Source organism: Fictibacillus barbaricus (assembly GCF_014635025.1).
Lineage (GTDB): Bacteria > Bacillota > Bacilli > Bacillales > Fictibacillaceae > Fictibacillus > Fictibacillus barbaricus.
This window is the reverse complement of sequence record NZ_BMCE01000008.1, coordinates 1-23,282: the sequence shown is the minus strand read 5'-3', so window position 1 is coordinate 23,282 and position 23,282 is coordinate 1. Positions and strand designations below refer to the sequence as shown.

Below are 23,282 nucleotides of genomic sequence, written 5' to 3'. Positions count from 1 at the left end.
TAATTGGAAAAGCATATATAATTAGCAGATGAAATAGCACCATTTTTGATATGTAAACAACATCAAAAAACGACCATTTGTCTGGTCGTTATATATATTTTCAATGTTTTTTCCATTAATTTATCTATGAAGAAAAAAATGAAGTCATAATTATACATTTGGTGATTTATTAGGTCCACTTTCCCATGTGTAGTTCTTGAAATGATGGAGTTCTTTATAGGGTATTTCTTCATGTTCTTCTATCTGCCTTCGTAACTCACCGTATATCTCTTTGTATAGTCTTGCAGTAATAGAAAAATATTCTAAATTATATTCTTCTACTTCATGTATTAAATTGTCATCAGAAAATTTTACTACATAATTCTCACCGATCTTATGGCCCAAAAAATAGCTAAAACTGTTTGGGTGACACCTTTCTGACAAATCGTCATATGAAGCTCTAAATTCACCCTCACGCACATTATATTTAGATTTTAAATAATAATCCACCGCATCAATTAATGACATCACATTTATCGGGTCTGGTGCTTCTGGTACTCCTCTTTTATCTTTTATCCCTAAGTATAAGCGTCTTAAACTATCATCAAACTGGTCATGTGGTAATGTACCATTTTTATATTGGTTATATTTTTTATGTAAGAAGGCTAATGAACCAGTTGTTTCGTATAATGCCCTTAAAGATAATGTTGACAATACTGGGATGTTCTTATTTAAACCCTCTAAATATCCTTTACATAATAATTTTATTCTAAATAAATTTGTTTGTAGTAGAACAATGCAATTTTGACCAATCATATTACCTGGTCTTTCGTGAGGTGTTAATTTTTTTATAAAGTTATCATCAAAGAACTTAAATAACTCTTTAATTTCAACAATATATTTACCATTATCAATATGTTTGATTTTATCTTGTACAGACTTTTTTAGTTGCATAAAGACTCCTTTAAGACTTTTTCTTAATATTTAAATAAGTATTCTTTTTTGTATATTTAGATTTCTCTACCCCATTGGTTATTTCACTAGCCTGCTCTTTAATTCAATAAGAAAGTACTTTTCTCCTTCTTGAAGAATTGCATGTTATTTTTTAATATGGGAACATTTTTATAAAGAAAATAAAGCAATGCGTATTGAACAATAAATGAACCTTATATACCAAAGAAAAAACCGCAACGAATTTCGCTGCGATCAGTGATATATGCTATACTTTTTGCATATTTCTTGTTTTCTTTCCCAAAGAAGAACCGGTTATATTAAGGCCTATAATCTAGTATACGTTGCTCCCATGTGCTTTTAAAAACATTTTCTAACCATTGCCTTTTAGTCTCCTTATCGGGTTCTACTTGATTTAACATCAAGTAGTCTTTAATTTTAATAATGATCTGATTATACCTTTTGTCATACCCATACCAAGCTTTAATTATTATCACTGAATCTAAACCAATAATTTTTTCACAAAATTCTTCAAATGCTAATAGAAAACCATATATTTCACTTAATCTTCTTTTTTCTGCTCCTGACAGTTTTAATTTATCATCAACCAAAATTGTTAACTTACTTATCGATATTATTTTGTCGTATTCCATTAATCGGAGTAAAAAAGTACTTACAATATCACTCGATACCTGAATTCTTTCTGTATATGCTCTGTCTGACTCTTGATAAAGAAATCTTGGACACGAATCAACCAGCTTTTTACACTGTCCTTCATCATTATTTGCGTAAGCCTTAATGAACTTTCTAAATCTTTCATGTGGACTAAGTTTTGGATAAGTGATAGCATTCATTTTTTTTAATGAGTTCATATTGCTCTTAATGCTCATCTCTTCTTGACCTCCAATTCTTCAACAACTTCCTTAAGGTGTTCTAGTTCTTCTTGCAATTCTCCCATTTCCATACTTTTTAAAGCGGTGTTTGAAAGTGCATTTATAGCCTTTGCTTTTTCATTAGTCATGTCACCATTCATTAAGAGATGATTAATGACCCTTGACAACATTCGCCTTACATCTTGGGGTTTACTAAGCCTTATTTCATTTTTATACAAAGCCACCTTCTCACCCCCTTCAAGAATCCTTTATTAACAAGTTTTTCAGCTTATATAGTGATACAAATTTTACTAATCTTTACTCCAATACAAGTAGAATAGTAGTTTGTAAGTGCCTCCTACATTACCTACCATTAGGGTACAACCCCTTTCTTCTTATGTGTTGAATCTTTTGCCCAATACTGCTACGTTTTTCCTACAATTCCTACACTTGATCCTTTTAATGTTGTGGGAATTGTAGTGCAATGTAGGTTCATAGATGTTACCCTCAGTTTTTTTGTCCGACAAGCTTTAAATAGATTTGTAGGTATCGTAGGTCTCTTCCTTTGTTTCTAATAAAAAAGGGTTTACATCATAGACGGTTTTTTTACCAATTTTTCTCTCATAAACATACCCTCGAGTTTCTAATTCATAAAATGCTGCTCTCAGTTTACTAGCTTTTCTAAAGCGTTTGTTAGTTAAGAGTTGGATATCTCTGTAGGCAACAGTAAGTTTTTTTTGGTTTTTAACAACTTCCAATAGATACTTAACATCTCGTGTCCCTTCATCGACACCCATACAACCATAAGCGGCTTTGGCATGTTCTATAAAGTATCTGGTAAGTTGTTTAGCTTTGATGTACGTTTTCTCTTTTATTCGTTTAGGTATATCCCCTTTATTTATTGGTAAAGTTTGAACATGTTCAGCTATATGCAAAAGACCCGAGATACGAATAATTTGCCCTGCTAATTTACTCCCCCATTCTTTCATTTCAGCTAATGTGCCTCCTTCTAAAAACATTTCCTCTAACTCTTCTCTTAACCCTATCTCTTCTAAAGTGGCGTTATCAGTAAGTGTTAGCGGGATGGTTTCCAAGTCTTGGAGCTGCATTAATTGTTTGATTCGATCCTCATATCTTTTCTTCACTTCAGTTTCAATTGGTTGTGGAGTAATTTTTCTGTAGCCAACCAATGAGCGGGGGAATGAAAATAAAAACCTTGGCATTAACCCTCGTTCCTGAAAACTGACCGGGACATCTTGTACTACATTGGGCTGAATAAAAAGTCCAATTGTTAAAGCAGGATTATTTAATACTTTTGCCTCTCTCCCTATCCGATCAACAGCACAATAATCTCCGCTAAAAGCTTTTAAAAATATTTCAAAGTTTACTTTTCCGTCAGCATAGCGTCCAGCCATAATATTAAAAATACCGCCTCCCTCTGCTGATAACAAAGCCATTTTTTCGTTATTATCGGCCATTAAGTCTGTCAGTTTTTCCGGTGTCACATCCTCAACTATATAACGAGGCAAGTAAGTTAACCTTTCTTGGTTAATTTCATTATTTAATGCTACAATTTCTTGTAACATAGCTTTATTTCCATCTTTGGCATACTCCTTTTCAAGCTGTTCCACACGCTTTTGTTTAGCTTTCCGTTTCACATTTTGCTCGTACACTTTCTCTTCTAATTTTTCCCGCTTCCCTCTCTCATACGCTGTGACCGGTTCCTGAAAAGCTTTAAAGACAGAACTTTTTCGATTACCTGGAGGAAGTGCTAAAATAGTATAAGTATTTAATGACTCACTCCATTCACCTGTTAATAGAACATAGAATTTTTTAGCAAGGGCAGTTGATAAGATAGAGATAGCAGCCATACTCGGAGCATCCAAAGGGGTTTGAGTTGATTCAGCTACACCTTCCACATACTCCCTTAACCAAGGTGGAAAAACATCTACTGGAAAGGGAGGAAGTTCGTACTCCTCAAAAGGAATAGGTGTTTTCCATTCCGCTGATACTGGAGTTCTAAGTTCCTCTCTTTTCGCCTCTTTAGCAACCTCATATTCAGCCATTAGTTCTGTATCGATACCCATTTTTCTTCCCTCCTCTTAACCGCTTTGTCTCCCTGCATAAGATGCTGTGAAAGGTTGATTCTAATTCTTCAATAGTTTGAGGGGGGTCATTCCTCTCATTCCATAAAATCATTAATTCAAAGGCTATCGGAGCAGCTATACCATGGCGTAATAAGTAACCGGCGAAGGAAGCTGCGGTTACATTTCGTTCCCCTTCCCCGACTCCGTGTAAGACTTCTATCCAATAACCTTCAGATTTTTTTATTTGTTTATTCCAGATAGGGTCAGCTACCAAGTTTAGCAACCACAAAGGCATATCTTCTAATGGAACTTCAAGCGGTCGACAGGATAATTCCCATTCATATTTATTACCACTAATATGAAGAGAAGGAGACCCCACAATATAGCCTCCCTCTCCTCTAACGTCCAATCCTGGTAAAATATTTGTTCGATTTTTGATTAGTCCAGGGTTCTTGAATAAAATATGACAGCCACCGCCTCCAGTTACCGCTTCAACTGTACATGGCAGAGGAGAGTATTGCTTTTTTAACTTCAATAATGATTCATCACCACCATGCCGGGGATCAATATCCAAGGCAATAAACCCACTTGGTTCACCTGTAGCTATCCCGATGTTAGCTTCTGGCCATTGCTTCCACCAATTCCTTATCACGTTTATATTCGTCGTCGCTGCTTTTAAACCGTTTTTTACACGTGGGTGTTTTCCGATACTTTTGCAGTTGGGATTATTACAAGTACATCTTTTATTCAATGGGGTATGAAGCGGAAAAACTGCCCATTTTAACTTACTTGCATAAGCCAAAGCTGCTTTACCATTTATTGAAATATTCAATCTAACCTCCCCTTTTTAAGTGCATAAATCATTTGTTTATTTGAAACTAGACAACAGTTTGAATACCTTTTCTCTTTAGTATTTCTTCTGTTCTATCCATTGGAAAAAGTCTTTTTTATCAACACGTTTTGATAAACCGATTTGGAAACTTCTTATGCCCCCAGCTTCTTCTTTCATTTGTAAAAGCTCATATACACGACGTCGAGAGATGCCTAAATAATTAGCGATATGTTGAGCAGTTAATATATTTGGTAGCTTTTGTTCATTCATTCCTGTCACTCTCCCTCCTGATCTCTCTTCAGTTGTTCGATTATGTCTAAAATCTCTTCCTTTTTCTCTACAGATAATTTTTTTCTTAATAGCCGGTAATATGAATTTTCATGAATCCCCAGCTTTTCTGCGACAATCCAATTTGGTATTGAGCCTTTAGCTCTTCGTATTTCTTCATTTCTTTTAAAGTAGTTCAAATTTAATGCCTCCTTGTATTGTTATAGGTGGGTGGTGGTGATATACTCAGTATATAAGTTTTTGTTACGATAAATAAGATAAAAAAATTGTTATATCGTAACAAAACGTAACTATTTTAAGGAGGAATATTAGTGTCTAAATATACCTATCCATTAACTGGGCAAGATTCAACGGTAAATGTATATCCAGTACAACTAGTCAAAGTAGAACAAATGAATATTGAAAAAGAAAACATTGGACCTCGTTCTAAATCAATTTTAAGAAATAGCTTAAATAATTGGAGCAAAGCTTTAAATAAAGGTATGGGAGAAAAATTGTCTTTAGCTTTGAAATTGGTGGGGCTAGAGGAGAAATCACATCAAATTGTTTTTAATAATGATGGGTTGATAAATCAGTTTGCAAAATTAAGATCAATTGAAGATATTGAATCGTTTTCAAAGAAATATGGTTTGTTAGGAATAGAACCTCCGGACAATGAACAAATAAAAAGTTCCTATTATTCACATCCCTCTTTTATTTTTAATAAATATGGATCTAGTTTATTTGAACCCATCCAGTTATGGCATTGGCATATAAATGAAATTCATCAAATTTTAAAGTTATACGATATTGTAAAAAAAAATAGTTCTGATGATTCAGTTAGCCATCTAATCGAAATAAAAATGCACACGGGAATGTTTGGGTCCCTGGCTGAAGATAGAAGTGTTACGGATAGGTATTTTGTGCACTGGACTACAGGAGAGCCAATTCTCATGCTCCCAGAGGATCTAGAAGAAAAGCCGCTATTAGAAATCGGACAGTATACTTTATCTAAAGTTTTAGCATCCCACTTATACGGAGGAGTACATCTAGGGACAGGAGATATTATTCGAAATTCTTCAACAAAAGGATTCAAGGTTTTGGAACGAAGGTACACTAACTCTTTATTAGCTGCAATTTATTATGATCTATGGCAAAAAATTAATAACGATATGAATATTTATATTTGCGGAAATAAAAGTTGTGGATCACCTTTTATAAAAGCTGGACGAAAAAAATTTTGTTCAGATGCTTGTAAACAAGAAGCGTACAGAGATCGTCTTAAAAGAAGAAAGGTTAGGGATGAATAATGAGTTATATCTATAAACCACGTTGTAAATGTAAAGGTAAGAAATGTACATGTGGGGCTAGCTGGGCTTACATTGTAGATGTAGGAACAGACCCTAAAACCGGGAAACGTAAGCAAAAGAAGAAAAGTGGTTTTCGAACAAAAAAGGAAGCAGAAGCGGCTTGTGCAATTTTTAAAAATGAAATCGGCCAAGGGATTTTTGTTAAAGAAACTAATGTAACCTTTGAAGAATTTGCATATGAATGGCTTTCTATTTACGAAGGTATGGGGAAAGTAAAGGAAAGTACAGTACGGATACGTCAGCATGAAATCAAACGACTATTAGATTATTTCGCAAAGTTAAAGTTAAAAGATATCACTAGAAAACAATATCAAAACGCTATAAATGATTTAAAAAAAAGAGGATATGCCCAAAACACAATTGATGGAGCTCATCGTACTGGTAGAATGATTTTCAAGAAAGCTTTGGAATTAGAAGTATTAAAGAAAGATCCAACAGAATTCACTTACGTCCCTAGACAGCAAAAGACCATAGAAGAAATAGAAGAAAAAAAAGAAGTACCCAGTTATCTAGAGAGACAGGAGCTAAAACACTTTTTGCATGTTACAAAAAAAATGGGATTGGATCAAGACTACTCAATTTTTTTATTATTATCATATACTGGATTGCGTGTAGGTGAAATGTGCGCCTTAAAATGGCGAGATATCAATATGGAAGAACAAACAATTAGTATTTCAAAAACTTACTATAATCCCACAAATAATAGAAAGGAATATAAATTATTAACACCTAAAACACCTACAGCAGCACGTGTTATTGATATAGATGATACTGTTATTAATGAATTAAAAAAACATCAGTTATTTCAAAAGAAAAAGATTATGGAACATCGTGATATTTACTATGATGAAGATTTTGTTTTTACAAGTACGGATGATGAGTTACCCGGTTACCCCTATTATATTAAGAAGATAGAAAATCGTATGAAACGATTATTAAAATTAGGTGGATTAAATTCCTTGCTCACCCCACATTCGTTACGACATACTCATACTTCTCTATTAGCCGAGGCAGGAGTAAGTCTTCCACAAATTATGGAACGTTTAGGGCATAAAGATGAATCCACAACAAAAAATGTTTATTTACATGTTACAAAAGAGATGAAAAAAGAGGCTTCCCAAAAGTTCAAAGAACTAATGGAAAACCTCTAAATTAAACCCTTATTCAAGAAAATGTTACTCATTCGTTACCCCTAGCCCATTTCTAGTGCCTAAAAAGGTATACAAACCCACTTGTTAAAGGGTTTACGAGCTCATGATTACATCATGCCGCCCATTCCGCCCATGCCCATGCCGCCCATGTCAGGCATTCCGCCGCCAGCGTTTTCTTCAGGCTTATCAGCGATTACTGCTTCAGTTGTTAGGAACATTGCAGAAACAGATGCTGCGTTTTGAAGTGCAGAACGTGTAACTTTCGTTGGGTCAACGATTCCAGATTCGAACATGTTTACCCACTCGCCAGTTGCTGCGTTGAATCCGATTCCGATTTCTTCGTTCTTCAGACGCTCAACTACTACAGATCCTTCAAGGCCTGCGTTGTGTGCGATCTGACGAACTGGCTCTTCAAGTGCACGAAGAACTAGTTTAACACCCGTTAACTCGTCGCCAGTTGCTTCCACTTTAGAGATAGCATTCAGCACGTTAACTAGAGCTGTACCACCACCGGATACGATACCCTCTTCAACCGCTGCACGCGTAGAGTTCAATGCGTCTTCGATACGAAGCTTGCGCTCTTTCAACTCAGTTTCAGTAGCTGCACCAACTTTGATTACTGCTACACCGCCAGCAAGTTTCGCCAGGCGCTCTTGTAATTTTTCTTTATCAAACTCAGAAGTTGTTTCTTCGAGTTGTGCTTTGATTTGGTTAACGCGAGCTGCAATCTTAGCAGAGTCTCCTGCACCTTCAACGATTGTTGTGTTTTCTTTTGTTACAACAACTTTAGAAGCTGTACCAAGCTGCGTGATGTTTGCAGTCTTAAGGTCAAGACCAAGCTCTTCAGTGATCACTTCACCGCCAGTTAGTACTGCGATGTCTTCAAGCATTGCTTTACGGCGGTCACCGAATCCAGGAGCTTTTACAGCTACTGCATTGAATGTTCCGCGAAGCTTGTTGACTACTAATGTAGCAAGTGCTTCACCTTCAACGTCTTCAGCGATCAACAATAGAGATTTCCCTTGTTGTACCACTTGCTCAAGAACTGGAAGGATCTCTTGGATGTTTGTAATCTTCTTATCTGTGATAAGGATGTACGGGTTATCCAGCTCTGCTTCCATCTTGTCAGAGTTTGTAACCATGTATGGAGATGCATATCCGCGGTCGAACTGCATACCTTCAACCACTTCAAGCTCTGTTGTGAATCCTTTAGATTCTTCGATTGTGATAACGCCGTCGTTCCCAACGCGCTCCATCGCTTCAGCGATCAATTGTCCTACTTCTTCGTCAGCAGCAGAGATTGCAGCAACTTGTGCGATAGACTCTTTGCCTTCGATCGGCTTAGAGATTGCTTTTAATTCTTGAACTGCAGCAGCAGTCGCTTTTTCAATTCCTTTACGAAGAACCATTGGGTTTGCACCACTTGTTACGTTCTTCAATCCTTCACGGATCATTGCTTGTGCAAGAACTGTTGCAGTTGTTGTTCCGTCCCCTGCTACGTCGTTCGTTTTGCTTGCAACTTCAGCTACTAGTTTAGCACCCATGTTTTCGAATGCATCTTCAAGCTCGATTTCTTTTGCGATCGTAACACCGTCATTTGTGATTAGAGGAGAACCGAATTTCTTCTCAAGCACAACATTGCGTCCTTTTGGTCCAAGCGTTACTTTTACAGCGTTCGCTAATGCATCAACACCACGAAGCATTGAGCGGCGTGCGTCTTCACTAAATTTAATATCTTTAGCCATGTAAAAACCCTCCCATTAATGTTTAATAGTTAATGACTTACATATGCTTGTATTTATGTAGCTTCAAAACATTGAAGCTTCAATTCTCTGATGTTAGCCTACGATTGCTAAAACGTCAGATTCACGAAGAATCAAGTATTCTTTACCTTGGTACTTCACTTCTGTACCAGCGTATTTTGAGAAGATAATCGTGTTTCCTTCAGAAACTTCTAAAGAGATACGCTCGCCGTTATCCGTCACACGGCCCGTACCAACAGCAACAACTTTTCCTTCTTGAGGCTTTTCTTTTGCTGAATCTGGCAATACAATGCCGCTTGCAGTTTTTTCTTCACCTTCTACAAGCTCAATAATAATACGGTCACCTAATGGCTTTAACAAGTGAAACACCCTCCTTAAATAGTTAAAAGAATTTTACTTATTAGCACTCGGTGTTAGTGAGTGCTAACTCCATTTCTAATAATAAATAAAACTTTAAAACTTTGCAAGCGGGAAATCTAAAATTAATCAAATTCGATATCCTCGCGAGCCATGCCTATTCTATGTTAAAATGGGTAAGCATATAGAGAGTAATAGTCGTAATTATTTTTAGGTGTGGTAGTAAAGGAGAAGGTAATTTGAAGAAAAAATATTGGTGGATCATCTTCATATACATCGCAATGCAATTCTCGGGTTATATCGGGATTCCTCTGCTGCAAGAAATTGGTGTTCCTAAAACACAGCTATTTGGAATGTGGGGAACGATCAGTTTCATCGTGGCTCTTTTCATCATCCTTTACATGCTGATACCTGAAATGAGAGAAAGGCACCGGGACTCTGAACGGGTTTCTAGAGGGTCTGCTGTTCTATGGTCGATCATCGGTATATTTATGGCTTATGCAGCTCAAATTATTGCGAGCTTGATTGAGTTAAACGTGTTTGGCATAGAGCCTGGATCAGAAAATACGAAAAACCTTGTTGAGATCGTGAAAAACGTAAAATACTTTATGATTGTTACAGCTATTGTTGGACCAATCCTAGAAGAGATCATCTTCCGAAAGATCATTTTCGGTTCGCTTCATAAACGCTTTAATTTCTTTATCTCTGCTTTGATCAGTTCTCTAATCTTTGCTGCTGTTCATGCGGACTTTACACATTTATTGATCTATACGGCAATGGGCTTCACGTTCGCTTACCTTTATGTTCGCACAAAACGCCTCATTGTTCCGATCGCGGCACACGTAGCCATGAATACACTTGTACTTATCGTTCAGATTTTCCTTGCTGACGAGATCAAGGAAATGGAGAAGCAGCTAGATACAGCGCAATTGATTATTGGAGGACTACTATGAAGACATCACCACTGTTTATGGCATTTTTATATTTAGGGATCGGACTCGTCTTTACGTACTTGGCTGTCCATTATGCGAGTGAGTACGGCATGACAAGCTTCTGGACCATCATTACAATGGTCGTAGCCACTTTCGATTTCGCCAATGCCATCCGCTATTTTGCATTAAACAACCATTTGAAGAGAAAACGGAAGAAATAAACGGAAACTGCCCCCGGCTGGAGGCAGTTTTTATTGTTGTTGGAGTTAATCCATCGGCTCAAGTCTTTTAATCTGTCGACTTTTTCAGTTTTTCTGTAGACTTTAGAATATTTACTGTCCATTCTACTACTTTTACTGTCCACTTTTTCAATTTTACTGTCCACTCTAATGCTTTTACTGTCCACTTCACATTTCAGCGGAAATTCGTCGACAAAAAAAAGGACCCTCCCCCCAGGAGCAATCCTCTTTTTTATTCATGATAAGCAGACTCCATCTCAGACTCTCTTTGTTTCACGAGGGCTTCGACTTCCGCTTTCATTCTTTTCTTATAAGCCATTCTCGATATGATAATGCTGATCTCATATAAAAGAATAAGCGGGAACGTGACCATCAGATGAGAAAGCAGTTCTGGCGGTGTAATCAAACCCGCGATTACTAAGATCCCAAAGTACGCGATTTTCCTGATTTTCTTCAGATAGTCAGGTGTTACGATTCCGAGCCTAGTTAAAAACATGATCAATACCGGGAACTGAAACAATAGTCCAAACGGCAGTGTGATGTTGAACAAAAACGAGAAGTATTCCTGGATGCCATATTCTCCTTCAACACTTAAGGAAATCGCAACGTTTCCCATGAAACTTACAACGAATGGAAAAAGAATAAAATAAGAAAACGCGAGTCCCGTTAAGAACAGCACAAACGCGATCGGGATGTACATCAGCGTTACTTTTCTTTCATTCTCATAAAGGCCGGGGCTTATGAATGCCCATAGCTGGTATAAAGCCACTGGTGCCGATAATACGAGCCCGATAAAGAACGCAAACGTCATATAGACATTAAGTGGATCGGTTAGATGAAAAGCGTTCATCTGAATGTTCTTTGCAATTGGATCACTTTGCAGATAGACGATCACTGGTTTCGCTAAGAAAAATCCTGCGGCCAAAAACACAAAAAAGGCTAATAAAGCCCACATGATGCGCTTTCTTAACTCACCGATATGACCGTATAACGACATATTTTTTTCAGAGGTCATAAAAAAACATCCTTACTTCTTCAGTTGTTCGCTTTCCTTTTTGTTATCATCGTCTTCGTCCATGATGCCTTTTGTAGCATTCTTGAACTCACGAAGCGTCTTACCTGCAGCTTTTCCTAGTTCAGGCAGCTTTTTTGGCCCGAACATAACTAATGCTACACCTGCGATTAAAGCAATACTTCCTGGTCCTAACATTAAGATTACCTCCTTGGTTTAAGAGTAGTTTTTCATAAAATAAACAAGCGACTGTAATTCGACTGCTAAATCAATATGATGCACACGAATTTCTGGTGAAACTGTTAACCGTGCTGGCGTAAAGTTCAGTATTCCTGTTACACCTGCCCGCTCGAGCTGATCGGCAATCGACTGGGCAGCACCTACTGGCACAGTTAGGATCGCAACATTAATGCCTCTGCTTTTTAGCTCTTGTTCGATATCTTCCGTGTGATAGATCGGTACTCCCGCTATCTCCGTGCCGATTTTAGCCGGATCGACATCAAATGCAACTTCTATCTTCGTATTATTATTTTTGGTGAAATTGTAATGCAAAAAGGCAGTGCCTAGGTTACCTACTCCGATTAATGCTACCGTTGTCGTCTCATCCTGGTTCAATGTTTTACTGAAAAACGACAGCAGATAATTAACATTGTAGCCATAACCCTTTTTTCCTAATGCGCCAAAATAGGAAAAATCTCTGCGTATTGTTGCAGAATCTACTTTAACTGCTTCACTTAACTCAGCTGAAGAAACCCTTTGCTTGCCAGATGATGATAGATTCTTTAGGAAGCGATAATACAAGGGCAGCCGTTTTGCTGTTGCGTGCGGTATTTTTAACTGTTCTTGGTTCATGTATGGAGCCCTCCATGTGTAGAAAGCTTATCTATCCCTATTGTATCATACTTTGTCAGGGGTTGAAGAACGTAGAAAGTCGCCATTCTTTCCTCCTGTTTTTGACACAAGGTATGTAGGACCGATCACCATTCCCTTATCTGCTGCTTTACACATATCATAAACCGTTAGAGCTGCAGCAGAAGCAGCAGTTAAAGCTTCCATCTCAACGCCCGTACTTCCTTTTGTTTTGACTTCAGCTTGTATATTTAATTTATAGTTGCCATCGTCAATGGAATCCCAATCAAACGATAGGTCAACACCTGTAAGTGAAAGTGGATGACACATCGGGATCCAGTCAGAGGTCTTTTTGGCCGCCATAATTCCAGCGATCTGCGCTACGGCTAGAACGTCCCCTTTTTTGAATCCATTACCTTTGATCTTAAGGAAGACTTCTTCTGAAACCGTTACCCCGCTAACCGCTATGGCTGTTCGGTGTGATGTTTCTTTTTCCGAAATGTCGACCATTCGAGCACGGCCTTCTTCGTTAAAATGGGTTAACTCTGTCATAAAACCCCTCCTCATGATGAATATACACGAAACCGCTTTTATTGTCGTTAATATTTTACTTGTAATTATTGCAAAATGTTGAACATTCCCTTTGTTGGCGCGAATCCGCAAACTGCGCTACACTACTAGTAGACAGGGTATGGATTGCAATAAATCACCCTTTTTACGTAGAGGTGAATGAATATGATTATTTTACAAGTTCAAGACGTTACGAAATCCTTTGGAGCAGACGTCATTTTATCCAATATAAAACTAGAAGTTCAAACAGGTGAGCGAATTGCGCTAGTCGGAAGAAACGGAGCAGGAAAGTCCACTCTGCTTCGCGTGATCACAGGTGAGTACTCATACGACTCTGGTCATGTCATGATTCCAAAAGACGTACGAACAGGCTACCTGGCACAAGATGCGGGACTCGATTCCGACGAGACCATTTGGAACGAGATGCTCTCTGTATTCGAAGACTTACGTAAAAAAGAGAAGAAGCTGCGGGAGATGGAAGCCCGTATGGGGGATCCTGAAGTTATTGGGAATGCCGCAGAATACGAACGCCTTTTAAAAGACTACGATGAACTGCAAGTAACGTTTAAAGATGAAGGCGGCTATCAATACGAAGCTGAGATCCGCACCGTACTTCACGGCTTTCAATTTGCTGACTTTGATAGAGATACAAAGATCAACACACTTAGCGGCGGTCAAAAAACAAGACTGGCATTAGCCAAGCTTCTTTTAACAAAGCCTGATCTCCTTATTCTCGATGAGCCTACCAACCACTTAGACATTAAAACATTAACGTGGCTCGAGCAATATTTGCAGGGTTATCCAGGCGGGATCTTGATCGTTTCCCATGACCGTTATTTCCTCGATAAGATCGTTACAACGGTTTATGAGGTTTCGAGAAAACGTTCATATCGATTTACTGGAAACTACTCAAGCTATTTGGAACAAAAGGCAGAACGATTCGCCCAAGAAATGAAAGAGTTCGAGAAGCAGCAGGAGCAAGTGGCGAAGTTAGAAGATTTTATTCAGCGAAATATCGTCCGGGCTTCTACTACAAAACGGGCACAGAGCCGTCGTAAACAATTAGAAAAAATGGAACTGAAAGAACGTCCAGCTGGTTCAGAAAAGTCTGCTTCCTTCTCATTCGAGATTGAAAAACAGAGCGGTAACGACGTGCTGAAGCTTGAGGATGTAAGCACTGGATATGAAGATGGTCCCCCGTTATTTAAAAACGTTCAATTAGCGGTTAACCGCCAGGACAGTGTTGCCATTGTCGGACCAAACGGGATCGGGAAATCGACGCTATTAAAAGTGATTCGAAAACAACTGCCGCTCCTAACGGGTGACATCCGTTACGGCAGCGGGCTGAAGATCTCTCATTATGACCAGGAACAAGCAGACCTTCATTCCAGAAAGACACTCTTAAACGAACTATGGGATGATTATCCAGAGAGAACGGAGAAAGAAATCCGTTCCATCCTCGGACAATTCTTATTCAGCGGTGACGATGTATTAAAGCTCGTTAATGAGTTAAGCGGCGGCCAAAAAGCACGGCTTGCTCTCGCAAAACTTATGATGGAAAAAGGAAACCTCCTTCTACTGGACGAGCCGACCAACCACTTAGATCTAGACAGCAAAGAAGTGCTTGAACAAGCATTGATCCATTATCCGGGTACAATCCTTTTCGTATCTCATGACCGTTATTTTATAAATCGAATTGCAACGAAGGTTGTTGAGCTCTCACCGACTGGCATAACCGAATACCTAGGTGATTACGATTATTACACAGAGAAAAAGAACGAGATGAAAGCTCGGGAAGAAATCGCTGAGCGTCAAAAAGCAGAGAACCCCGTAAACACACCACAAGCAGGTCAATCGAATGGTGCGAAAAACTCCATCGATAAAGAAGCAAAAAAGCAAGACCGGAAACGCCAGCGCCGCATTGAGGAAATCGAAGGTCTTCTAGAAGGATTAGAGATCAAGATTGCACATGCAGAAGGCGAATTATGTAAGCCAGAAGTGTTTCAAGATTATGAGAAAACACAAGAGTTTCAGTCCCAGTTAGATGCCTTAAATGAAGAGATGGAATCATTAATGGAAGAATGGGAAGAACTGCAGAACGCATAAGTGAAAGCTGACATCCTTAGATTAACGTAAGGGCGTCAGCTTTTTTATTTATCCACAGCATTATAGAGTTATTTGTAAGTTTTATGAGACTTATCCACTTTATCCACACGAACATGTGTATACTTTATGTGAATTGTGTATAACCTGAAGCCTTTATTTCAAATGATTTGAAAACATTGTCCACATTATCCACAAAGATGTGAATAACTTTTCCACAAAAAATAAGGGGGTTTGTGTCGAAACTCGTCTAGTTCAGTCGACAAAAAAAGCTCCTTCCTCTAAAGGAAAGAGCTTAATGCCTTATTGTGCTTCTAAATCTAAGCCTGGTACACCATTCAATGCCATATCGCCACGCGTTCCCTTTTGATATGCAACACTTCCTGCTGCTGCGATCATAGCTGCATTATCTGTGCATAAGTGCAGAGGAGGAATCACTAGATCATAATGAGTTCCTTCAAAGCGCTTTTCCAACATATAACGTAGGCCTTTATTTGCCGCTACACCGCCAGCAAGTAAAACCTGCTTAACGCCATATCGCTCTGCAGCACGGTACGTCTTTTCCACAAGTACGTCCACAACGCTCGCTTGAAAGCTTGCTGCCAGGTCTTCTGGCTTAATTACTTCTCCACGCTGCGCCGCATTGTGAACCGTGTTGATAACTGCTGATTTTAAACCGCTAAAACTAAAATCAAGAGATTCCGGTTCTAACCAAGCCCGTGGCAGATCAATATTCGGCTCGCCTTCTTGAGCTAACTTATCGATATGAGGGCCGCCAGGGTACGGCATGTTCAACGTTCTTGCCACTTTGTCATACGCTTCCCCTGCTGCATCGTCTCTTGTTTCCCCAATCACTTTGAACGTTCCGTGCTCCTCCATCAAAACAAGCTCTGTATGACCACCTGAAACGATCAATGACAACAATGGGAATGTCATCTCTTTAACAAGACGGTTTGCATAAATGTGCCCGGCAATATGGTGGACCGGAACAAGTGGAAGACCATGAGCAAAGGCGAATGCTTTTGCTGCATTAACACCGATCAAGAGTGCTCCAACTAATCCAGGACCTTCTGTTACCGCTACTGCTGTTAGATCCGCTGGCTCTAGCTCAGCTTGATTCAAAGCTTCCTCAATCACGATCGTAATTTGTTCAACATGATGGCGTGATGCTACCTCAGGGACAACACCGCCAAATCGTTTATGGCTTTCAATCTGTGAAGCCACAACATTCGCAAGTAATTCTGTACCGTTCTTCAGAATCGCTACCGCTGTTTCATCACAGCTTGTTTCTATTGCTAATATAATTTCATCTCTTATCATAATTCCACCCACATTACTAAAGCATCTTCCCCATTATCGCTATAATAGTTTTTTCGGATACCGCCTGCTTGAAATCCGAGTTTTTTATATAAGTTCTGAGCAACATGATTACTTACGCGTGCTTCTAGCGTCATCGTTGCGGCACCATGTCTTTTAGCAAGCTTAATGGCTTCTTTCATAAGGAGTTCACCAAGCTTTCTCCCTCTGTAAGATGGCAGTATTGCTATATTCGTTACATGCGCTTCATCCATCACAAGCCAGATTCCGCAATAACCGATCGGCTGAAAGGAGTCTTCAATCACAAGATAATACGCGAATTGGTTCTCAACAATCTCTCTATAAAAAGCTTCTCTCGACCAAGGAACTGCAAAAGATGCCTGCTCGATCCCTAGGATATCATCAATATCACTGACATTTGCCAATCTGAAAGTATATGCCTCTCCCATCAGTTATCCCTACTTCCCTTGTGACTTCAGCCAGTTCACTTCTGCTTCTGCCAACTGAAGATAACTTGGTATAAACGTATGGATGTCATCAGGTTCTCTCATCATCCCTATACGGCCTAGTTCGCTCGGCCTCGGATTGTGATCCGATACTTGTCCAAGTACCGCTTGATCCCCTAACACTTCTTTTATCGTATCCTGATGTAACGGAAGATCGTTTCCTACAAATAAAATCTTCTTATCTAACGTTTGAAGCTTTTCCAGCCAATCTTTTAATAGGATGATGCGGTCTTCCCAAAGGTTTTGGAAATCACCTGCATCGTTTTGGCCGTAAAGCCCGGTAAATAATTGAGTACGGCGCGCATCGAATAGGGGCACTGTAAAACCATCAAAATATTTTCCGCTCTGAGCAAGTACTTCTAAACTAGAGATCCCTACTAGGTCTTTTTTAAGCGTCCAAGCAAGCGTCTTGGCAATCGTTACACCAATACGGACTCCTGTGTAGGAGCCAGGGCCCTTTGCCACCACAATTCGATCCAGCTCAGCCGGCTTTACCCCAGTCTCATTGAGCACTTCTTCAATCGCAGGCATCACTCGTATCGAATGATTCTTTTTTAAGTTTGTAATATACTCACCGAGCACTTTTCCTTCATCCAATACAGAGATCCCCATCACAAGATTGGATGTGTCTATTGCAAGAACTTTCATTACATAATCTCCTTAACACGTTCTTCGTATCGTTTGCCAATTGGTGTGATTTGTATCTCACGCTCGTCGTCGCCTTTATGCGAGATAACAAGCTCAAGTCTTTCCTCTGGCAGATGTTCTTCTATAAAAACGGCCCATTCTACGACACAGACACCGTCACCTGAAAAGTATTCTTCAAACCCAAGATCTTCATCTGAGTCTTCCAACCGGTACACGTCCATATGATAAAGGGGCAAACGTCCTTTGTATTCTTTAATGATAGTGAAGGTAGGCGAATTCACTGTACGTGTGATTCCAAGTCCTTTGGCCAAGCCTTTTGTAAAGGTTGTCTTCCCAGCTCCAAGATCTCCAGCTAGTGTAAGAACATCACCACTTTGAAGAATGGAACCCAGCTTTTCGGCAAAAGACATCGTTTCTTCCGCTGACTTAGTTTTAAAATGATACGCACTCATGGCTTTTCCTTACCTTTCCCTAAAATGATTAAATCCTTTTTTCGTAAGCCGTTCAGGTTTCTCCACTTTATCACTGTGCAGATAGACTTCCGGGCTGCCAGCTTCTCCAACTTCCCCTATTTCGTATAAAGGAAGAGAGCGTTTTTTGAACATAGAAGCAAGTTTCGTAAAGTCCCCTTTTGAGACGGTACCAACCAGAACGTAATCCTCTCCCCCGAACAATTGATGGTTTAGTCGATCGTCCACTGGCAGTTCAGATAATGAGGAACTTACAGGAAGCTTGTCTTTTTGGATATGTATCTTTACATGGCTTGCTTCAGCGATTTCATTCAGCTCACTTGCGATCCCATCACTTACATCGTTAAGTGAAATACGAAAGCCGCTGAAAGCTAATATTCTTCCTTGCTCAACATGAGGAACCGGCATCTGATGCTGTTGAATCCATGTCTCTTCGATGTTAGTAAAAACAGCATGTCTTGTTTTTTCAAGAAGAACGTGAAGACCTGCTGCTGATTCTCCTGTGTTACCTGTTAAGAATACAGAATCACCTGACTTCGCATTACTTCGTAGAAGACTTCTTCCTTTTTCTACTTTTCCAATAACCGTCACAGTTAATACAAGAGGTCCTTTCGTCGAGACCGTATCTCCACCGATTAAATCCATTTTATAGTTCTTAGCAAGATCACCCATTCCTTGATAGATCTCTTGAAGCTCTTCTTCGTCCCATTCTCTCGAAATAGCTATAGAGACTAAATAAAACTGGGGAATGCCGCCCATCGCAGCTATATCACTCACATTAACAGCAAGCGCTTTAAATCCTGCTTGATAAGGTGATAACGTATCTCTCGTAAAATGAACCCCTTCAACCATCGTATCAACACAGACGACCTGATCCATGTTTTCATCTGCAGACCACAGAGCAGCATCATCACCTATACCGGCAATTAATTCTTTTTGATATGCGTTATTGGGTGTGATGCTTTTAATCCATTCAAATTCATCATTCATCATGGATAATCCCCTCTCTGGTCCAAATCAATTTATAAAAAAGCCTTAGGATCAAGTGAACTCCTAAGGTTACAATAGTATATTTTCAGTTTAACTTACTTTTAGACATAAAAAAACACGAAACCTTGTTTCGTTTTTTAAAGTGGCGGACCCGACCGGGGTCGAACCGGCGATCTCCTGCGTGACAGGCAGGCATGTTAACCACTACACCACGGGTCCATCTTGTATGTAATTTGATGTAGTAAATTAATTGGTTGCGGGGACAGGATTTGAACCTGCGACCTTCGGGTTATGAGCCCGACGAGCTACCAGACTGCTCCACCCCGCGATGATAAAAGTATTCGGATGATGTTTCCGAGTTTGTTGTCTCTTCCTCTACAAGCATCTTCTTGATGTGTATCCGTCGAGACATGTCGTTGTGATTTCACTGAAGCGTATGCTCCATGCTCCACCCCGCGACGTTATAAATGGTTGCTATTCTTATTAAGATAACAACTTGTTTCGGACATTTATTAATATAACACGTTTATTAGTATGATGCAAGTGTTTTAAAAATATTAGGCACTGGAAATTTTATTTTTTTCCAGTGCCCACATGATTAAGCTGCTTCGTTCCTATTATCTGGCAGTTTGTTAAACCCTTTAACATAATAGATAACCGTTAAAAGTACTAACCAGCAAGGTCCTACAATTAAAGCAATTCGTGTATCCGGGAAGTAAGCCATGATTCCCACTACGAATATGAGGATCGCTAATGCAACGTAAGATCCAAAAGGATAAAATGGCACTTTAAACTTCAGTGCTTTCTTTTCCTCTGCACTTAATCCTTTACGGAACTTGAGTTGTGACACAAGGATAACCGACCAAGTCCAGATCGCTCCAAACGTAGAGATACTTGTTACCCATACAAATACTTTTTCAGGAACCAGGTAGTTTAGAACTACTCCGATTAAAAGTGCTGCAGCAGATACTAAAACAGCCACTGATGGCACCCCTGAGTTACTGATCTTATTAAGCTTAGCTGGTGCTTGCTTTTGCTCAGCAAGGTTGAAAAGCATACGTCCTGTGCTGAAAATTCCGCTGTTACAGCTTGAAAGAGCAGCAGTTAGAACAACAAAGTTAATAATACCTGCAGCTTGTCCAATACCGATCTTTTCAAAAGTAAGAACAAACGGACTTCCTTGTGTACCAATTTGATCCCACGGGTAGATGGACATGATAACAAACAATGCCCCTACATAGAAAATTAGGATGCGCCAGAAAACAGAGTTAACAGCCTTAGCTAGGGACTTTTCAGGGTTCTTAACCTCACCGGCAGTTACCCCGATCATCTCGATTCCTAAGAAGGCGAACATGACCATCTGCATGGACATAAGGATTCCCTTCACTCCGTTTGGAGCGAAACCGCCATTTTCCCAAAGGTTGCTGATACCAGTTGCAACGCCACCGTTACCAAAACCAAATAGAATCATACCTAAACCAGTAACAATCATTAAAACGATGGCTACAATCTTAATTAAGGCAAACCAGAATTCAAACTCTCCATATGCTTTAATAGCAAGTAGGTTGATGCTGGCCATAATCACCAAAGCGGCTAATGCCCAAATCCATGTTGGTACATCTGGATACCACATCTTCATATAAATACCTACGGCTGTAATCTCAGCCATACAAGTTACGATCCATAAGAACCAATAATTCCAGCCTGTTAAATAACCAGCTAAAGGTCCAATATAGTTTTTTGCATATCGGCTAAAAGATCCGGCAACTGGCTGATGAATCGCCATTTCGCCTAGAGCTCTCATAATGATAAACATAACTGCTCCACCTAGAGCGTAAGCTAAAAGAATGGCTGGTCCTGCCATTTCAATCGCTGAAGCTGACCCTAAAAATAAGCCAACCCCAATAGCAGCCCCAAGTGACATAAGTGTAATATGTCTTTCCTCGAGACCTCGATGTAATCCTTGTTTCGGCTTCATTTCTATGCCTCCCTTGAAGTAAATGATGAAGCGCTTTCATACAATTATTATAACATATTTCGACAAACTGTAACAATTCGTTTTTATTACAATTTAAACGCCTAAAGCCTTTAAAGCTTTCTCAGCTGCGGATTTAAAAACAGTACTTATATCATCAATATTTTCAATACCAACCGAAATACGGATTACATTCTTATTAATCCCCAGCATTTCACAGGTTTCTGCTGGCAGCGAACGATGAGACGTTCCTAATGGATAGGAAACCGTCGTTTCCACACCAGCCAGAGTCGGTACGATCTGAACCCAATCCAGTGACTTAAAGAAAGTAAACACATCACTTTGATCGTCGAGTTCAATCGTAACGATTGATGAATTCCCCGTATCACTTACATACTCAGGGTAATATACTTTTTTGATTCCGTCTGTTTTCTTAAGCTGTTTTGCCAATTCTGTCGCGTTTGATATATGACGTTCCATTCGAACACTCAATGTCTTTAAGCCTCTTGAAGCAAGCCACGCATCAAATGGCCCCAGATTACAGCCTAAATGAATCATCTTCGCTTGTGCCTTAGCAATAAGGTCTTCTTTCCCTACAACAACGCCAGCCGTCACGTCACTATGACCGTTAAGATATTTTGTCGCACTGTGAACAACTAGATCTACACCCTTCGTATATGGCTGTAACACATACGGTGTGGCAAATGTATTATCAATCATCGTAGTGATATTATGTTTTCTAGCTATGGAGACAAGTACATCAAGATCTTCAACACGAAGTAACGGATTCGTAATGGATTCAGAATAGATCAATTTTGTGTTGGAACGGATATTCTTTTCAATTTCTTCAGCATCTTTAAAAGAAACAAATGTCGTTTCAATGCCAAAGCTCTTAAGATCATCAGATAAAAGTTGATAAGTTCCTCCATACAGATCATCACAAGCAACAATATGATCGCCGCTTTGTGCAACGGATAAGATTCCAACTAAAATAGCAGACATACCAGATGAAGTAACGACACCGGCAGGAGCCTGTTCGAGGTCCGCAACGCCATTCGCAAAATCATTCTGATTGGGGTTGTTCATTCTCGTATATAAGTAATCGTTCTTTCCTCTAAAGTAATCCTCTAAATCATCTAGATCCGAAAAGGAAAATGCAGATGTCTGATAGATCGGATTGATCTTACTTACCGACTTTACACTATTATGCCCACTCGCATGCACACTGGATGTATCGAAATGAACGTTTTTCATTATATATAGCCTCCCCATTGTTTTTAACTCCTAGTTTACCATAAAAAGCGTGAGAAATAAGATATGATATTTGAGGATTGAATGTTGAAATTTATAGTGGGGAATGAGAATTATTTTAAAAACTTAATTGGATCGTGTTTTGTTCTAATTGGAGTGGATTTTGACTTAATTGAGTCTTTTAGCCACTGTGTCAAACCTGAGAAACGATGAAAAGAAGATGGTTTTTGTCCATCTTCTTCCTTCTTCTTCCTTAGAACTTCTAGTGGCGGGAGAGAGTTAATGTGTGAGGTCGCAGTGAATGATTGCGGGATAGATGAATGGCTGGATGCGGTGTGTCATGGATATGTAGGATATGGCTAAAACCTAATTGGGTCATGTTTTGACTTAATTGACCCTCGTTTTGACTTAATTTTTGTTGGTTTTGACTTAATTGAGTTTTTTCGCCTCTGTGCCAACCCTTGAAATGATGGAAAAGAAGATGGTTTTGTCCATCTTCTTCCTTATTTAAAGGTTTTCGCATCACGTTTCTGCTCATTTCCTGCCTTTTCTATACAAAAAAGAAGATGAATTCGTTTCATCTTCTTCCTCTTTTTAGGTTTTGTCTGATTAATAAGTCTTCGGGAGATTTTATAAGTCCTCAAAAATTCTTATAAGTCTTCAAAAATTTTTAAACGCCCTCAAATTTATTTATGCGTCTTTACCATACTTCGTTAAGATTCTGCAATCCATGCTACAACTCATTTTTCAACACAAAAAAAGAAGATGGATATCATCCATCTTCCTTCTTG

The 23,282-nt window shown here is 39.2% G+C and carries 27 protein-coding genes and 2 tRNA genes; 5 read left to right on the top strand and 24 right to left on the bottom strand.

What is annotated here, in order from left to right; all coding sequences use genetic code 11:
* Nucleotides 1-150: 150 nt before the first annotated feature.
* The 7 genes from IEV52_RS21340 to IEV52_RS21310 form a co-directional block, all read right to left on the bottom strand.
* Nucleotides 151-933 (bottom strand): hypothetical protein, encoded by a 783-nt coding sequence (locus tag IEV52_RS21340; RefSeq protein ID WP_188404579.1) that lies wholly within the window; start codon nt 931-933, stop codon nt 151-153.
* Between the two features lie 317 nt (nt 934-1,250).
* On the bottom strand, nt 1,251-1,820 hold the full coding sequence (locus IEV52_RS21335) for a hypothetical protein (RefSeq protein ID WP_188404578.1): 570 nt from the start codon (nt 1,818-1,820) through the stop codon (nt 1,251-1,253).
* Nucleotides 1,817-2,047, bottom strand: a complete 231-nt coding sequence (locus IEV52_RS21330; protein WP_188404577.1) for a hypothetical protein — start codon at nt 2,045-2,047, stop codon at nt 1,817-1,819. Before IEV52_RS21330 ends, IEV52_RS21335 begins: the two co-directional genes overlap by 4 nt.
* Nucleotides 2,048-2,332: 285 nt before the next feature.
* Nucleotides 2,333-3,889: a YfjI family protein gene (locus IEV52_RS21325; protein WP_188404576.1), complete on the bottom strand. Its 1,557-nt coding sequence runs from the start codon at nt 3,887-3,889 to the stop codon at nt 2,333-2,335.
* Nucleotides 3,861-4,721, bottom strand: a complete 861-nt coding sequence (locus tag IEV52_RS21320; RefSeq protein WP_188404575.1) for a bifunctional DNA primase/polymerase — start codon at nt 4,719-4,721, stop codon at nt 3,861-3,863. The genes IEV52_RS21325 and IEV52_RS21320 overlap by 29 nt, the downstream gene beginning before the upstream one ends.
* A gap of 75 nt (nt 4,722-4,796) precedes the next feature.
* The gene (locus IEV52_RS21315) at nt 4,797-4,991 is read right to left on the bottom strand and encodes a helix-turn-helix domain-containing protein (RefSeq protein ID WP_188404574.1); all 195 of its coding nucleotides are present in this window, start codon (nt 4,989-4,991) and stop codon (nt 4,797-4,799) included.
* 5 nt (nt 4,992-4,996) lie between these two features.
* Nucleotides 4,997-5,188: a hypothetical protein gene (locus IEV52_RS21310; RefSeq protein WP_188404573.1), complete on the bottom strand. Its 192-nt coding sequence runs from the start codon at nt 5,186-5,188 to the stop codon at nt 4,997-4,999.
* 132 nt (nt 5,189-5,320) lie between these two features.
* Between IEV52_RS21310 and IEV52_RS21305 the strand changes: the two genes are divergently transcribed.
* Both IEV52_RS21305 and IEV52_RS21300 read left to right on the top strand, forming a co-directional pair.
* On the top strand, nt 5,321-6,298 hold the full coding sequence (locus tag IEV52_RS21305; RefSeq protein ID WP_188404572.1) for a hypothetical protein: 978 nt from the start codon (nt 5,321-5,323) through the stop codon (nt 6,296-6,298).
* Nucleotides 6,298-7,509 carry a tyrosine-type recombinase/integrase gene (locus IEV52_RS21300; protein WP_188404571.1) on the top strand — a complete coding sequence of 404 codons (1,212 nt, stop codon included), beginning with the start codon at nt 6,298-6,300 and terminating at the stop codon, nt 7,507-7,509. Before IEV52_RS21305 ends, IEV52_RS21300 begins: the two co-directional genes overlap by 1 nt.
* Nucleotides 7,510-7,616: 107 nt before the next feature.
* Here IEV52_RS21300 and groL read toward each other — a convergent pair whose 3' ends face one another.
* Nucleotides 7,617-9,254, bottom strand: coding sequence for a chaperonin GroEL (gene groL / locus IEV52_RS21295; protein ID WP_188404570.1), 1,638 nt, complete (start codon nt 9,252-9,254; stop codon nt 7,617-7,619).
* A gap of 93 nt (nt 9,255-9,347) precedes the next feature.
* Complete coding sequence (groES, locus tag IEV52_RS21290) at nt 9,348-9,632, bottom strand: co-chaperone GroES (RefSeq protein ID WP_066242572.1); 285 nt, start codon at nt 9,630-9,632, stop codon at nt 9,348-9,350.
* Nucleotides 9,633-9,868: 236 nt separating this feature from the next.
* Here groES and IEV52_RS21285 point away from each other — a divergent pair, with 236 nt between their 5' ends.
* Both IEV52_RS21285 and IEV52_RS21280 read left to right on the top strand, forming a co-directional pair.
* Nucleotides 9,869-10,582 carry a CPBP family intramembrane glutamic endopeptidase gene (locus tag IEV52_RS21285; RefSeq protein WP_188404569.1) on the top strand — a complete coding sequence of 238 codons (714 nt, stop codon included), beginning with the start codon at nt 9,869-9,871 and terminating at the stop codon, nt 10,580-10,582.
* Nucleotides 10,579-10,782, top strand: coding sequence for a YdiK family protein (locus IEV52_RS21280; protein WP_188404568.1), 204 nt, complete (start codon nt 10,579-10,581; stop codon nt 10,780-10,782). Before IEV52_RS21285 ends, IEV52_RS21280 begins: the two co-directional genes overlap by 4 nt.
* A 67-nt stretch (nt 10,783-10,849) precedes the next feature.
* Here the strand turns inward: IEV52_RS21280 and IEV52_RS22640 are convergent, their stop codons facing one another.
* From IEV52_RS22640 to moaC, 5 genes are read right to left on the bottom strand one after another with little or no spacing between them, the layout of a single operon-like run.
* Nucleotides 10,850-10,972, bottom strand: coding sequence for a hypothetical protein (locus IEV52_RS22640; protein WP_268234799.1), 123 nt, complete (start codon nt 10,970-10,972; stop codon nt 10,850-10,852).
* A 60-nt stretch (nt 10,973-11,032) separates the two neighbouring features.
* Nucleotides 11,033-11,815 (bottom strand): twin-arginine translocase subunit TatC, encoded by a 783-nt coding sequence (tatC, locus tag IEV52_RS21275; protein WP_188404567.1) that lies wholly within the window; start codon nt 11,813-11,815, stop codon nt 11,033-11,035.
* A gap of 12 nt (nt 11,816-11,827) precedes the next feature.
* Entirely contained in the window at nt 11,828-12,010 is a 183-nt protein-coding gene (locus tag IEV52_RS21270; RefSeq protein WP_188404566.1) for a twin-arginine translocase TatA/TatE family subunit, read from the bottom strand.
* Nucleotides 12,011-12,028: 18 nt separating this feature from the next.
* A complete protein-coding gene (locus tag IEV52_RS21265) occupies nt 12,029-12,664 on the bottom strand; it encodes a redox-sensing transcriptional repressor Rex (RefSeq protein WP_188404565.1) in 636 nt (211 codons plus the stop codon).
* Nucleotides 12,665-12,709: 45 nt separating this feature from the next.
* A complete protein-coding gene (gene moaC / locus IEV52_RS21260) occupies nt 12,710-13,213 on the bottom strand; it encodes a cyclic pyranopterin monophosphate synthase MoaC (RefSeq protein ID WP_188404564.1) in 504 nt (167 codons plus the stop codon).
* A gap of 183 nt (nt 13,214-13,396) precedes the next feature.
* On the opposite strand from moaC, the gene IEV52_RS21255 reads away from it, so the two are divergent.
* Nucleotides 13,397-15,337 carry an ABC-F family ATP-binding cassette domain-containing protein gene (locus IEV52_RS21255; RefSeq protein ID WP_188404563.1) on the top strand — a complete coding sequence of 647 codons (1,941 nt, stop codon included), beginning with the start codon at nt 13,397-13,399 and terminating at the stop codon, nt 15,335-15,337.
* A 300-nt stretch (nt 15,338-15,637) separates the two neighbouring features.
* On the opposite strand, the gene tsaD is transcribed toward IEV52_RS21255, so the two are convergent.
* The 10 genes from tsaD to IEV52_RS21205 form a co-directional block, all read right to left on the bottom strand.
* Nucleotides 15,638-16,654, bottom strand: a complete 1,017-nt coding sequence (gene tsaD, locus IEV52_RS21250; protein WP_188404562.1) for a tRNA (adenosine(37)-N6)-threonylcarbamoyltransferase complex transferase subunit TsaD — start codon at nt 16,652-16,654, stop codon at nt 15,638-15,640.
* Nucleotides 16,651-17,100 (bottom strand): ribosomal protein S18-alanine N-acetyltransferase, encoded by a 450-nt coding sequence (rimI, locus tag IEV52_RS21245; protein ID WP_188404561.1) that lies wholly within the window; start codon nt 17,098-17,100, stop codon nt 16,651-16,653. Before rimI ends, tsaD begins: the two co-directional genes overlap by 4 nt.
* Before the next feature lie 9 nt (nt 17,101-17,109).
* A complete protein-coding gene (tsaB, locus tag IEV52_RS21240) occupies nt 17,110-17,805 on the bottom strand; it encodes a tRNA (adenosine(37)-N6)-threonylcarbamoyltransferase complex dimerization subunit type 1 TsaB (protein WP_188404560.1) in 696 nt (231 codons plus the stop codon).
* Complete coding sequence (gene tsaE, locus IEV52_RS21235; RefSeq protein WP_188404559.1) at nt 17,805-18,257, bottom strand: tRNA (adenosine(37)-N6)-threonylcarbamoyltransferase complex ATPase subunit type 1 TsaE; 453 nt, start codon at nt 18,255-18,257, stop codon at nt 17,805-17,807. The genes tsaB and tsaE overlap by 1 nt, the downstream gene beginning before the upstream one ends.
* Before the next feature lie 9 nt (nt 18,258-18,266).
* Nucleotides 18,267-19,265, bottom strand: a complete 999-nt coding sequence (gene thiL / locus IEV52_RS21230; protein ID WP_188404558.1) for a thiamine-phosphate kinase — start codon at nt 19,263-19,265, stop codon at nt 18,267-18,269.
* Between the two features lie 143 nt (nt 19,266-19,408).
* Nucleotides 19,409-19,484: transfer RNA gene (locus IEV52_RS21225), tRNA-Asp, on the bottom strand.
* Nucleotides 19,485-19,516: 32 nt separating this feature from the next.
* Nucleotides 19,517-19,593: transfer RNA gene (locus IEV52_RS21220), tRNA-Met, on the bottom strand.
* A gap of 270 nt (nt 19,594-19,863) precedes the next feature.
* Nucleotides 19,864-21,243, bottom strand: coding sequence for an amino acid permease (locus IEV52_RS21215; protein WP_188404557.1), 1,380 nt, complete (start codon nt 21,241-21,243; stop codon nt 19,864-19,866).
* Nucleotides 21,244-21,336: 93 nt separating this feature from the next.
* Entirely contained in the window at nt 21,337-22,494 is a 1,158-nt protein-coding gene (locus IEV52_RS21210; protein WP_188404556.1) for a trans-sulfuration enzyme family protein, read from the bottom strand.
* A gap of 259 nt (nt 22,495-22,753) precedes the next feature.
* Nucleotides 22,754-23,029 carry a hypothetical protein gene (locus tag IEV52_RS21205; protein ID WP_188404555.1) on the bottom strand — a complete coding sequence of 92 codons (276 nt, stop codon included), beginning with the start codon at nt 23,027-23,029 and terminating at the stop codon, nt 22,754-22,756.
* Between the last annotated feature and the right edge of the window lie 253 nt (nt 23,030-23,282).